Genomic DNA, 12,393 nt, shown 5'->3' on the forward strand with positions numbered 1-12,393 from the left:
GAGGGGCCGCGTCCCTTTCGGCCCCGGCCGGGCCGTGTGCGGCCGGGACGTTACGGCCTCGGCACGTTGCGGAGGTTGGAGCGGGCCATCTGGAGCATGCGGCCCACCCCGCCGTCGAGCACGATCTTGCTCGCGGAGAGCGCGAAGCCCGACACCATCTCGGCGCTGATCTTCGGCGGGATGGAGAGCGCGTTGGGGTCGGTGACGATGTCGACGAGGGCCGGGCCCTTGTGCCTGAAGGCGTCCTTGAGGGCACCCGCGAGTTGCTTGGGCTTCTCCACGCGCACCCCGTAGGCGCCCGCCGCCCGGGCGATGGCGGCGAAGTCGGGGTTGTGGTTGGTCGTCCCGTACGAGGGCAGTCCGGCCACCAGCATCTCCAGCTCGACCATGCCGAGCGAGGAGTTGTTGAACAGCACGATCTTCACCGGTAGGTCGTACTGGACCAGGGTGAGGAAGTCCCCCATCAGCATGGAGAAGCCGCCGTCGCCGGACATCGAGACGACCTGACGGCGGCGGTCGACGAACTGGGCACCGATCGCCTGCGGCAGCGCGTTCGCCATCGAGCCGTGGCTGAACGAACCGATGATGCGCCGCCTGCCGTTGGGCGAGATGTAGCGGGCCGCCCACACATTGCACATCCCGGTGTCGACGGTGAACACGGCGTCGTCGTCGGCCAGTTCGTCCAGGACGGAGGCCACGTACTCGGGGTGGATCGGGACGTGCTTGTCCACCTTGCGGGTGTACGCCTTGACGACACCCTCCAGGGCGTCGGCGTGCTTCTTCAGCATCTTGTCGAGGAAGCGGCGGTCCTTCTTCTCCTTCACGCGGGGCGTCAGACAGCGCAGCGTCTCCTTCACGTCGCCCCACACCGCGAGGTCCAACTTCGAGCGCCGTCCCAGGTGTTCGGGGCGGACGTCCACCTGGACGATCTTGACGTCGTCGGGCAGGAAGGCGTTGTAGGGGAAGTCGGTGCCGAGCAGGATCAGCAGGTCGCACTCGTGGGTCGCCTCATAGGCGGCGCCGTAGCCGAGCAGGCCGCTCATGCCGACGTCGTACTCGTTGTCGTACTGGATCCACTCCTTGCCGCGCAGCGCGTGCCCGATCGGCGACTTGACGCGCCCGGCGAACTCCATGACCTCGGCGTGCGCCCCGGCGGTGCCGCTGCCGCAGAACAGGGTGACGCGTTTGGCCGCGTCGACGAGTGCGGCGAGCCTGTCGATCTCGGCGTCCCCGGGCCGCACCGTCGGCCGGGACGTGACCAGGGCGTGGTCGATGGCCTTGTCCGGGGCCGGCGCGGAGGCGATGTCGCCGGGCAGCGCGAGGACGCCGACACCGCCCCGGCCGATCGCGTGCTGGATCGCCGTCTGGAGCACCCGGGGCATCTGCTGCGGGCTGGAGATCAGCTCGCAGTAGTGGGAGCACTCCTGGAACAACTGGTCGGGGTGGGTCTCCTGGAAGTAGCCGAGGCCGATCTCCGAGGACGGGATCTGGGAGGCGAGGGCGAGGACGGGGGCCATGGAGCGGTGCGCGTCGTACAGGCCGTTGATGAGGTGGAGGTTGCCGGGCCCGCACGAGCCCGCGCACGCCGCCAGCCTTCCGGTGAGCTGGGCCTCGGCGCCGGCCGCGAAGGCCGCGACCTCCTCGTGCCTGACCTGGATCCAGTCGATCGCGGAGTTGCGGCGGATGGCGTCGACGACAGGGTTCAGACTGTCGCCGACGACTCCGTACATCCGCTGGACGCCCGCGCGGGTGAGGATGTCGACGAACTGCTCCGCAACATTCTGCTTGGCCATGGGTCCATCAACCCACGGCCCCCGCGGTTACGCCTCCCAGACCGCGACGGCCGTACGGTCGTCGGCGTACCCCTTCACCCTGAGCTGTACGTCGGCGAGGAACCCGGCGAGACCGGGCGGCTCGGCGGCGGCCCAGCGTTCGGCGAGTTCCTTGGCGAGGGCGGCCTCGCCGCGCAGCGGTTCGGCGAGGCCCGCGCTGCACAGCAGGAGGGTGTCGCCCGGACGGGCCACCGAGGCCCGGAAGCGGAACGGTTCGCCCGGGGGCGCGGGCGGGTCGATGTAGGGGCGGGCGGGCTCGACCGTGCCCAGGTCCATCGTCAGGCGGTCGCCCGCCGGGGTCTCGGCCGGCGCGGAGCCGAAGCCGACCACCGGCTCGCCGAGGACCGTGCCCGGTTCGGGCACGGCGGGCTCGATGTCCTGCCAGACTCCCCCGCGCAGCCGGAACAGGCCGCCGTGCCCGACGCCGAAGAACACCCGGGTACGGCAGGCCGGATCGGCGGACAGCAGCAGACAGCGCAGGTTCGCGGTGTACTCCTCGGGCTCGGCCCCCAGCTCGGCGGCGCGGGCCCGCAGCATCCCGTAACTGCGGTCGGTGAGCCGGTGCAGGCCCGACTTGAGGTCGCCGCGCCGGCCCGCCCTGATGTCCTCGGCGAGGCGGACATGGCTGCGGCCGATGGCTCCGCCGATCCAGTGGCAGGCGTCGGCGGCCGCGAGCTGTGCCCGGTCGCTGGTGCGCACGCCGCTCGCCACGGCCACCAGGACCAGGGCGTTCTCGCCGGTGCCGAAGCGGGCGGTGAGCAGGGCGTCGCGGCGCGGCTCGCCCCGGTAGCGGGCGGAGTCCCCGCGCGCGGACACGGCCCGCAGGACGTAGGTGCCGTAGCGGGCGCCGTCGAGCACGGTGTCCGCCACGAGGTCGTCGAGCTCCTCGGGCCGGGCGGTGGGCAGCGCGGTGGGCTCGGCGTCATAGGTGGGCGGCCCGTCGCCCACATGGCCGGTACGGGGCCGGGGCACCGACTCGAACCGCGCGGACGGCGCGAACTGCTCGTCGGGCGCGGTCATGGGCGGGCCGGAGGCGTCGGGGGTGGGCGTACGTGGTGCGCGCGGGGCGTTGGTGACGAGCGGGTCGTCATCGGCGTCACGGGATGTCGCGGCCGTCCCGGTGACGGGCGGCCGCGCCCCGGGCGGGTGCGGGGCGTCCGAGGACTCGCTCTCCGCCCATCCCGGCGGCAGATCGGGCAGCGGCGCGGGTTCCGCCGGAGGCGGCGGCGCGGCGGGAACGGACTCCCACCAGGCGGCGGCCTTACGCGGTTCGGCCACCCCCTCGGGCGGCTCCCAGGGCGCCCGGGGCCTTGGTTCCGGGGCGGTCGGGCCGGGCGGGGGCGCGGTCGGTGAGTCGGCGGGGCGGCCGGGTGCGGGGGCCGCGAGCGGCGGCTCGGCGGGGCGGGCGGGACCGGGGGTGCCCGTATGCGGCGAGGCGGCCTGGGGGACTGGCGCGGCGGGGGCGGGTGCGGGGGCGGCGGCCGACGGGTCGGCCGAACGGTCGGCGCCCGGCGGTGGCGCGGTCGGTGGTGGCGGCGCCCCGTCGTTCGGCGGGGCGGCCCCGGCCGATGGGGCGGCTCCGGGCGATGGCGGAGGCGGAGCCGATGGCGCGGCGGCGGGCGGCGCGTGGGGCGGCGGGGCCGCGTCCGGTGGTGGGGCGGCGCGCCCCGCCGGGGGCGAAGTCGGCTCCGGCCCCTCGACCACCGCAGGACAACGCACCGTGTCGGAGACCGAGTTGAAGCGGTCGTCCAGGCTGTCGCGCGAACCGTCGGGACCGGCGTCCGGAGCCGACTCGTCGTACAGCCGGTTCCACCAGTCGTCGTCCCGGGCTGGCCTCTCCCCCTGCTGGCTCATGCCCTTATTGTCCACCGCTGGAGGCGTACGAAAACGGGGCATCGGGAAAATGTGCTCAACGGACAAGCCCGGCCAAGCCCGGCAGCGGCCGTCGAAAGGTCCGCCGGGCGTCCCCACCCCCCACGGGAGGGACACCCGGCGGACCGGCTTCGTGGCTAGCGCACCGTGTAGGCGTTCACCACGGTCTGGGTGACCGAGTTGCCGTGGGCGTCGGTCAGTTCGGCCCTCAGGGTCACGCTCTTGGCCGAGGCGCCCGCATGGTTCACGGTCGCCGCCCAACTGCCGCCCTGGTGAACGGAGTTGGCCTTGGTCCAGGTCGCGCCACCGTCGTAGGAGTACGACAGCGTGGCCGAGACGAGGGCGCCCGGGGTGTAGCCGGCGTGCCCGGTGGCGGTCAGGCCGATCTTCTGGCCGTCGGCTGCCGGGACGGTCTTGAGCGCGTCGTCGGGGACGTCGTAGTGCGGGAAGAGCAGCGGGATGGCCTGGGAGTACACCTTCTCCTCCAGGTGCGAGCGGAACTTCCAGCTCGTGACGACCTCATTGGAGCGCTTCCAGACCGAGGCGGAGGGGCCGATCTTCTGGTTGTCGCTGATGAGCTCGTACGCCGCGTCGTCGGCGGGGACGGTGAACACCCCCGAGGGCCAGCCGCTGCTGTCGTAGTCCTGGCCGTCGCGGCGCAGCAGCAGCGAGCCGATGTCGCCGAACGAGCCCGGCTGGGCGCTGTGTTCGGTGTCGCCCCACGTGCCGGGAGCGAAGCCGATCAGGTTGCCCTGGCGTTCGGCGGCGAGCAGGGGCCTGCCCGCGGCGTCGCGTCCGGCGTCGGGCCCGACCACCCCGTCGTACCAGCTCTCCTTCGTCTGCTCGCCCGCCCAGTACGCGGTCGGCGGGGACAGCATGAACTCGCCGAAGGGGAAGCTGGACGAGACGAAGTGGTCCCAGGTGGTGGCGCCCGCCGTGTAGAACTCGGTGCGGGTGGAGGGGACGGCCACCAGGTCGATGCCGGAGACGCCGATCGCCCGGCCGTCGGGACGGTGGGCGGACACGCCGTCGACGAAGTCGGCCGGCACGCCCATCGAGTGGTAGGTGGAGGCGTTGCGGCCGAGCTGTCCGTCGCGTACCCGGTAGGTGCGGTCGGAGCCGAAACCGCCGTCCTCCTGGAAGCCCAGGTCGTAGACGTAGCCGCTCTTCGCGGTGGCCTTCCAGTCGAGCGTGACCGGACCGTCCGCCAGGCGGTGGGTGAGCGCCTCGGCCTCGGCGGCCTCGATGGCGAGGGTGGGCAGCGGGCCGCCCATGAAGCCGTACGCGGGCAGCCAGCGGCCGGCCGAGGGACGGTGCACGAGGAGCGCCTTGGCGCCGGCGGCCTGGGCGTCCTTGCCCAGCGTCGACAGCGAGCCCGCACCGTCCGGTACCGCGACGAAGGCGATCCTTCCGGCGACGCCCGCGGCCTTGAGCTCCTCGGGGGTGCCCTTGCCCGCGTCCACCAACGGGGCGCGGCCGGTGCCGTCGAGGTTGTCGGAGCCGACACTCGCGGTGAGCGGGTGCAGCTCGGGGCCGCCGATCACGGCGAGCCTCTCGACCTGCGGGGCGTACGCCCGCCAGTAGCTGCCGAACTCGAAGTCGCCGGTGCGGGCGTCGCCCCGGACGTCCGCGAAGTACTGGTTGATCAGGCGCGATCCGCTGATGGAGCCGGAGTGGAGCCACTGGCCGCCCCAGGAGCGGGCGAAGTCGAGGGTGGTGGTGCGGACCTCGCTCGGCCTCTCGGTGCGCACCGAGAGGCGGTGCGCGGAGCGGGCGTCCAGGACGAGGGTGGTGTCCTTCTTCAGGTCGAGCTGGGGCCGGCCGAGATAGCTGACCGAGCCGATGTCGGCGCCGGTCGCGTCGCCGGGGTCGGGCGAGGTGACGAAGGAGGACACGAAGTAGGCGCCGGGGCGCAGCCGGTAGACCTGGTCGGCGGCGCCGTCGTTGAAGCGGCGCTCGCCGGTCGCGGTGTCGGTGCCGATGACGTCGAGCGAGGACGCCCCGGCGGCGGCCCTGCCCTCGCGGTCGACGAGCTTGACGCGCAGGGTGAGCGTCTCCGGCTCGACGTACAGCGAGAACGGGGTGGAGACCTTCACACCGTTCGCCGTGGCGAGCACCCGGCCGGTGACGTCTCCGTACTGGGCGGCCTTGAGGCGGGCGGTCGGGTCGATGGCGAGCGGCACCTTGACGGTGGCTCCGGCGGGAACGGTGACCGTGCCCGAACTCAGCCTGGCCACACCGGAGTTGACCACCGATCCGTCGTTTCCGGTGACGCCCGCGACCTTCAGGTCGAGCCGCACCGGCTTGCCGGTGAGGTTGGTGTACGGCACGTCGACGGTGGTGCGGTCGCTCCTGTCCTGCGGCCAGGCGAAGGTGCCGGCCTGAAGGGCGGGCGCGCCGAGCACCCCGGTGTCGATGGCGGCCTTGACGTCGAGCCGGCCCCCGCCGGTCTCGCGCACGTCCCCCGGGACACCGCTGTCGGCGGACGAGACGAGGGCGGCCTTGATCTGCCGCGCGCTCCAGTCGGGGTGGCGCTGCTTGACGATGGCGGCGGCTCCCGCGACGTGCGGCGTGGCCATCGAGGTGCCGGACATCGTCTGGTACGCGTAGACGCCGCGGCCGCCCGCGTTGGCGGCCGAGATGGCGACGCCGGGGGCGGTGATCTCCGGCTTCAGGGTGTGGGTGAAGGGAGCCGGGCCGCGGCTGGAGAAGTTCGCCGTGGTGTCGTCGCGGTCGACGGCGCCGACGGTCAGGACGCCCGGCGCGCAGCCCGGCGAGGACACGGTGTTCAGGGCCGGGCCGGAGTTGCCGGCCGCGACGACGAACAGGGTGTCCGGGGCGCTGGTCGCCAGCTCCTGGGCGGCGACGCTCATCGGGTCGGTGCAGTCGGTGGGAACGGGGCTGCCGAGCGACATCGACACCACGTCGGCCTTGTTGTCGACGGCCCACTGCATTCCGGCGATGATCCACGAACTGTCGCCGGAACCCGAGTCGTTGAGGACCTTGCCGACCAGCAGGCCGGTGCCGGGCGCGATGCCCTTCTTCTTTCCGTCGCTGGCCGCGCCCGAGCCGCCGACCGTGGAGGTGGTGTGGGTGCCGTGCCCCTGGCGGTCCTCGGTGTCGGGCGAGTCGGTGAAGTTCCTGGAGGCGGTGACGCGGCCCTTGAGGTCGGGGTGCTCGGCGTCCACTCCGGTGTCCAGGACGGCGACCTTGGTGCCCTTGCCGTCGTATCCGGCGGCCCAGGCGAGGTCGGCGCGGATCTGCTTCGCCGACCGGTCGAGGGAGGCCGTCACCTTGCGGTCGAGCCACAGCTTCTTGAGACCCGAGGAGGCGTCCCTGGTACGGGAGTTGGCGACCTCGGCCCACAGCCGCCCGGCCGTGGCCTTGTCCACGGTGAGGGCCGTACCGTTGACCGCGGGCAGGTCGAGGCCCGCCTTGGCGCCGCGCGGCACGGCCCGCGCCGACCGCGTCGCGGCGTGGTCGTACACCGCGATGAGCGGGAGGGTCTTGGTGTGGGCGTCGTCGTAGCCCTGGCGAATCAGCCCCGAGACGTTGAACAGCTCCTCGTCGACCCTTCCGGCGGCGAGCGCTCCGGCCGCGCCCTCGGGGTAGACGTACAGCTCGTTCCCCGACCGCCTGGTCTGGACGAGCGGTACGGAGCCGTCCTCGCGGGGCAGGGCGGTGACGCCGGTGGGGGCGCCGGAGCGGTCCCTGCTCACCACGACCTTGTCGCCGGTGACGAGGGTGACGGTGGCCGGTTTCCCGGTACCGCTCGCGGCGCCGCCCACGAGCGGTCTCTTGGCGGTGGCCGCGGTGTCGTCGTGTCGTGGCGCTGCCACGGACGGCGCCACCGCGGAGACGGCGAGGGCGGCGGCGACCGCCACCCCCAACGCCGTACGCGATATCGGGCGCATCGCTCTCCCCAGGTCGATCCGGCACAAAAGACACCGCGCACAAAACGCGCAAATCCCCCGTACCCGGAGGCTGTTGGTGCTGCGGTGGCTCGACATTGGCAGAGCGGCGGGAGATACGGGGATGATGTTGGGAGGCGGGTTTGCGCCGGGGCGGTTTCCCGCCAGACACAGGCTCTGAGAGGCGGTCCATGGTGCTGGGAGCGATAGGTCTCGACGAGACGCAGGAGTCGGCGTACCGCGCCCTGGTCGCGGTGGGCGCGGCCGAGGTGACGGATCTCGCGCACCGGCTCGCGCTCCCCGAGAGCGAGACCGAGCGCGCGCTGCGCCGTCTGGAGCGGCACGGCCTGGCCGCCCAGTCCTCGGCCCGCACCGGCCGGTGGGTCGCGGCGCCGCCCGGGGTCGCGCTCGGCGCGCTGCTCACCCAGCAACGCCACGAGCTGGACCAGGCCGAACTGGCGGCGGCGCTGCTCGCCTCCGAGTACCGGGCCGAGGCGGCCGAGCCGGCCGTGCACGACCTGGTCGAGGTGGTGACCGGGGCGAGCGCGGTCTCCCACCGCTTCCACCAGTTGCAGTTGGGCGCCGCCGAGGAGGTGTGCGCGCTGGTGACGGGCAAGCCGGTGGCGGTCACCGGGATGGACAACGAGTCCGAGGAGCGGGCCTCGAACCGGGGGGTCGCCTACCGGGTGGTCATCGAACGCGAGGTGCTTTCGCTGCCCGCCGGGATCGTCGAGCTGTCGGCGGCGCTGGGCCGCGACGAGCAGGTGCGGACGGTGGAGCGCGTACCGACCAAGCTCGTCGTCGCGGACCGCAGCCTCGCGATGGTGCCGCTGACCGGCCGGGACGCCGAGCCGGCCGCGCTCGTGGTGCATGCGAGCGGCCTGCTGGAATCGCTGATGGGCCTCTTCGAGGCCGTGTGGAAGGACGCGCTGCCGCTGCGGCTCGGCGGCGGGGACCTCGGCATCGTCGAGGATGCACCGGGCCCGGACGCCACCGACCTGGAGATCCTGTCGCTGCTGCTGGCGGGAATGACCGACGCGAGCGCCGCGAAGCAGTTGGAGCTGGGGTTGCGGACGGTGCAGCGGCGGGTCAAGGGCCTGATGGAGCTCACCGGCGTGACCACCCGGCTCCAGCTCGGGTGGCACGCCTACGAACGGGGCTGGGTCACCCGCTGAGGCCCAGGGTGCCCGCACCCTCTTCCGCCTGCGGGTCGTGGTCGCTTCTCGCGCAGTTCCCCGCGCCCCTGAACCCTCTTCCGCCTGCGGACCGCGGGGGCTTCTCGCGCAGTTCCCCGCGCCCCTCAACCCCCCTTCGACCTGCGGCAACGGGCTGGTTGCCGCACCCTGGGCAGATGGGCGTGTGGCAGCTTCTCGTGGTGGGGGCGGTGATGCTGATGGGGCTGGGCGGCGTGCTGGTACCCGGCATCCCGGGGCAGGCGATCGTGTGGGCCGCCGTGGCGTGGTGGGCGCTCGACGACATCACCGGACTCGCCTGGGGCGTACTCGCGGGGGCCACCGGCGTCCTCCTCCTGAACCAGGCGCTCAGACCCCTCCTGCCGCCGCGCCGGTTCAAGGCGGCCGGGGTGTCCAGGAGATCGGTCCTCGCCGCGGGCGCGACCGCCGTCGCCGGGTTCTTCGTGCTGCCCGTGCTCGGCGGACTCGCCGGGTTCGTCGGCGGGCTCTACGGTGCGGAGCGCAGACGGCTGGGCAGCCACGGGGACGGCTGGACCTCGGCCCGTACGATCCTGCGCGCGGGCGGCTACTCGGTGATGGCCGAGCTCTTCGCCTGTCTGCTCGTCGCCGGGGCCTGGCTCGGCGCGGTGATCTGGGGCTGAGCGGCGCTCCGGCGTGTGAGGGTGACCCCATGACCGAATTCAGCGAGGCCGAGCGCGGCTATCTCAAGAGCCAGCGGCTCGGCCGGCTCGCCACCGTGGACGGCAAGGGCCAACCGCAGGCCAACCCCGTCGGCTTCTTCCCGCAGGACGACGGGACGATCCTCATCGGCGGGTACGCGCTGGGCACCACGAAGAAGTGGCGCAACCTCCAGGGCAACCCGAAGGCCGCCCTGGTGATCGACGACGTGGTGAGCGTACGGCCGTGGAAGGTGCGCGGCGTCGAGATCCGCGGCAGGGCCGAACTCCTCACCGGGCCGCACGAGTTGGGGCCGCACTTCAGCGAGGAGCTCATCCGTATCCACCCGGAGACGATCCACAGTTGGGGTCTGGACCAGTGAGTGAAGCCGTCCCGTCGGCGAGGGTGCACCGAAGCGGACCCTGACCTTCCGGCGCGTCCGGCGGGGATACCGACCGGTAAGGGGCTTTGGTCTCCCGGTTGTTAGGATTTCGTGCATCTACTGCGGGGGGATTTTGTTGATGGTGGGGGGATTCGCGCCCTCCGGCTGCCCTCCTGCACACGTATCGCCCATGACCAGGAGAGCACGTGCACCCTTCCGCCATACCGAGCCGGACCCGATCGCCTCGTTCGACCGGGGGGCCGAACCGGCTCGTCACCGCGGCAACTCTGCTCGCCCTGGCGGTGACCGCCGGACCGCTCGCCTCGCCCGCCCTGGCCGCCCCACCGGTGGCGCCCACCGCGTCCGGCGCCGCGCCGGCCTCTCGTGCGGCGACGTTCAAGATCGCCGCCGACGCGGAGGTCCTGAGCGCGGGACGGACCGGGTTCCTGTCCATCGCGAAGTCGGGAAGCGGACACGACGTGCTGTGGACGCGGTACGCCGACGGGCATACGACGGTGGTGCTGAAGGACGCCCCCTCGTACGCATCCCTGCCCTCGTTCTTCGGGACCTCGTCGGACATGGTGGCGGTCAGGGACGACGCCGGTACCAAGGTCACCCTGCTCGACATGACCACCGGGTCGTCGAACGTCGTCGACCTCGCCTCGTACGGCTACTTCTACCTGGGCACGGTCGGTTCACACATCCTCGCGTACAAGCGAACCGGTGACACCGTGGAGCCTCACGTCCTGGACGTCGTGGACCAGAAGGTGACCGACCGGGTCATCACCGGCCTGCCCGCAGGCGTCCGGGAGGTCGACGTGGAAGCGGGGTCGGGTGACTTCGCGGCGCTGCGGTACACGATTTCCTCGACCAACAGCGAGTTCTTCGACTACATCGCGGCCGACCTGTCCTCGGCCAAGGTGGTCACCGGGAACAGCATGCTGGGTGGTTACATCACGAAGGCCGCCGTGTCCGCCACCCATCTGGCGCTGGCGGGCGGCGTGTTCACGAGCGACACCTCGTCGTCGGTGCGGACCATGGAGCTCGGCGGGGACCAGAAGCGCTGGGACATGAACCTGGACCGCAAGCAGGGGGACGGGCTGGTGGGACTGGTCGGCGGCTGGTCCCTGTACGGCGAGAACCGCAGGCTCAACGAGGGGAACAACCTCACGGATTCGGCGCTGCGCGCCACGCCGATCGGCGGTGGCACGGAGCGCACGGTCATGGACCACGCCAGTTCCGCCGCTCCCGCCCCGGACGGCAGCCTGCTGGTGATGGGCGGCACCTCCGCCGAGGGCGAGGGCCTCTACCGGATCTCGGCCGGAGCCGACGGGGCGCCGGTCGCCCAGCTCCTCTCGGGCACGGGCCACCCCACGAAGCTCATCGTGGAGGAATCGCAGGTCCCGGCGGTGGCCGCGCTCGACAATGCCCCGTGGCGGCCCAAGTGGCGGCTGACGCACAGCAACACCGATGTGACCGTCACCCTGCGCCACACCGCGTCCGGCGCCCAGCGCGAGATCGAGCTCCGGGTCGACCCCGCCCAGTGGGAGTCGACCGCCCCCGCCTGGCGCGAGCTCGACTGGGACGGCCTGATGGGGCCCTCCTACTCCCCGAACACGGCCGCCCCCAACGGCGGTTACACCTGGACCCTGACGGCCAAGCCCCGCAACGGCATCGGCCCCGACCTGATCGAGAGCGGCGCCTTCACGGTGTCCCGCAAGGCCGCCCCGCACGACTTCACGGACAACGGCTCTCCGGATCTGCTGATCCGCAGCGGCCTGGGCACCCTCTGGCGCACGGACACCTACCGCGAGCCGGGGACCGGGCAGCTCAAGGGCGGCGAAGCACAGACCATCGGCAGCGACTGGGACATCTACAACCAGGTCACGGCCGTCGGTGACGTGGCCGGAGCCTCCGGCGCCGACGCGGTGGCTCGGGACAAGGACGGCGTCCTGTGGCTGTACCTCGGCAAGGGCGACGGCACCTTCGACAGCCGGGTGCGGATCGGCTCGGGCTGGGGCGCGTACAACCAGCTCACGGGCGGCGGCGATGTCAGCGGCGACGGGCGCAGCGACCTGCTGGCCCGGGACGCCCAGGGGGTGCTGTGGCTGTACAAGGGCACCGGCAACTGGCGGGCCCCGTTCGCTCCCCGGGTGAAGGCCGGTACCGGCTGGGACATGTACAACCAGGTCACGGCGGTCGGGGACGTGGCCGGTGGCCCCGGCGGCGACCTCGTCGGCCGGGACAAGGACGGCGTCTCGTGGCTGTACCTCGGCAAGGGCGACGGCACCTTCGACAGCCGGGTGCGCATCGGCGAGGGCTGGGGCGCGTACAACCAGACGGTCGGGATCGGGGACTCCGACAGCGACGGCCGGGCCGATCTGTTCGTCACCACGTCCACCGGCGACTCGTACGTCTACCGCGGCACGGGCAACTGGCGGGCCCCGTTCGCCGCGCGTGAGCAGACCGGCCTGTCCCGCGTGTGGTCCGACGAGACCATCAGCTAGGCACGGGCCGGCCGGGCGGGGTGGCACGCCCGGCCCACC

The 12,393-nt window shown here is 72.7% G+C and carries 7 protein-coding genes; 4 read left to right on the forward strand and 3 right to left on the reverse strand.

Annotated features, from left to right (window positions below):
• Positions 1 to 50: 50 nt before the first annotated feature.
• From N4G70_RS31580 to N4G70_RS31590, 3 genes are all read right to left on the reverse strand, one after another.
• The gene (locus N4G70_RS31580; protein WP_261716199.1) at positions 51 to 1,793 is read right to left on the reverse strand and encodes a pyruvate dehydrogenase; all 1,743 of its coding nucleotides are present in this window, start codon (positions 1,791 to 1,793) and stop codon (positions 51 to 53) included.
• Between the two features lie 27 nt (positions 1,794 to 1,820).
• Entirely contained in the window at positions 1,821 to 3,686 is a 1,866-nt protein-coding gene (locus N4G70_RS31585) for a protein phosphatase 2C domain-containing protein (RefSeq protein WP_261716200.1), read from the reverse strand.
• Between the two features lie 155 nt (positions 3,687 to 3,841).
• A complete protein-coding gene (locus tag N4G70_RS31590; protein ID WP_261716201.1) occupies positions 3,842 to 7,618 on the reverse strand; it encodes a S8 family serine peptidase in 3,777 nt (1,258 codons plus the stop codon).
• Between the two features lie 191 nt (positions 7,619 to 7,809).
• Between N4G70_RS31590 and N4G70_RS31595 the strand changes: the two genes are divergently transcribed.
• The 4 genes from N4G70_RS31595 (at position 7,810) to N4G70_RS31610 (ending at position 12,354) form a co-directional block, all read left to right on the forward strand.
• Positions 7,810 to 8,790: a helix-turn-helix domain-containing protein gene (locus N4G70_RS31595; RefSeq protein ID WP_261716253.1), complete on the forward strand. Its 981-nt coding sequence runs from the start codon at positions 7,810 to 7,812 to the stop codon at positions 8,788 to 8,790.
• A 176-nt stretch (positions 8,791 to 8,966) separates the two neighbouring features.
• Positions 8,967 to 9,449 carry a DUF456 domain-containing protein gene (locus tag N4G70_RS31600; protein WP_261716202.1) on the forward strand — a complete coding sequence of 161 codons (483 nt, stop codon included), beginning with the start codon at positions 8,967 to 8,969 and terminating at the stop codon, positions 9,447 to 9,449.
• A 29-nt stretch (positions 9,450 to 9,478) separates the two neighbouring features.
• Positions 9,479 to 9,847: a PPOX class F420-dependent oxidoreductase gene (locus tag N4G70_RS31605; protein WP_261716203.1), complete on the forward strand. Its 369-nt coding sequence runs from the start codon at positions 9,479 to 9,481 to the stop codon at positions 9,845 to 9,847.
• A gap of 206 nt (positions 9,848 to 10,053) precedes the next feature.
• Positions 10,054 to 12,354 (forward strand): VCBS repeat-containing protein, encoded by a 2,301-nt coding sequence (locus tag N4G70_RS31610; RefSeq protein ID WP_261716204.1) that lies wholly within the window; start codon positions 10,054 to 10,056, stop codon positions 12,352 to 12,354.
• The last annotated feature ends 39 nt before the right edge of the window (positions 12,355 to 12,393 follow it).

The organism is Streptomyces sp. ASQP_92 (assembly GCF_025399895.1).
GTDB lineage: Bacteria > Actinomycetota > Actinomycetes > Streptomycetales > Streptomycetaceae > Streptomyces.

What these genes read in the sequence shown, in the direction of transcription:
- N4G70_RS31600 (WP_261716202.1), top strand. Translation starts at nt 8,967, where the DNA reads ATGGGCGTGTGGCAGCTTCTCGTGGTGGGGGCGGTGATGCTGATGGGG.
- N4G70_RS31580 (WP_261716199.1), bottom strand. Translation starts at nt 1,793, where the DNA reads ATGGCCAAGCAGAATGTTGCGGAGCAGTTCGTCGACATCCTCACCCGC.
- N4G70_RS31590 (WP_261716201.1), bottom strand. Translation starts at nt 7,618, where the DNA reads ATGCGCCCGATATCGCGTACGGCGTTGGGGGTGGCGGTCGCCGCCGCC.
- N4G70_RS31605 (WP_261716203.1), top strand. Translation starts at nt 9,479, where the DNA reads ATGACCGAATTCAGCGAGGCCGAGCGCGGCTATCTCAAGAGCCAGCGG.
- N4G70_RS31585 (WP_261716200.1), bottom strand. Translation starts at nt 3,686, where the DNA reads ATGAGCCAGCAGGGGGAGAGGCCAGCCCGGGACGACGACTGGTGGAAC.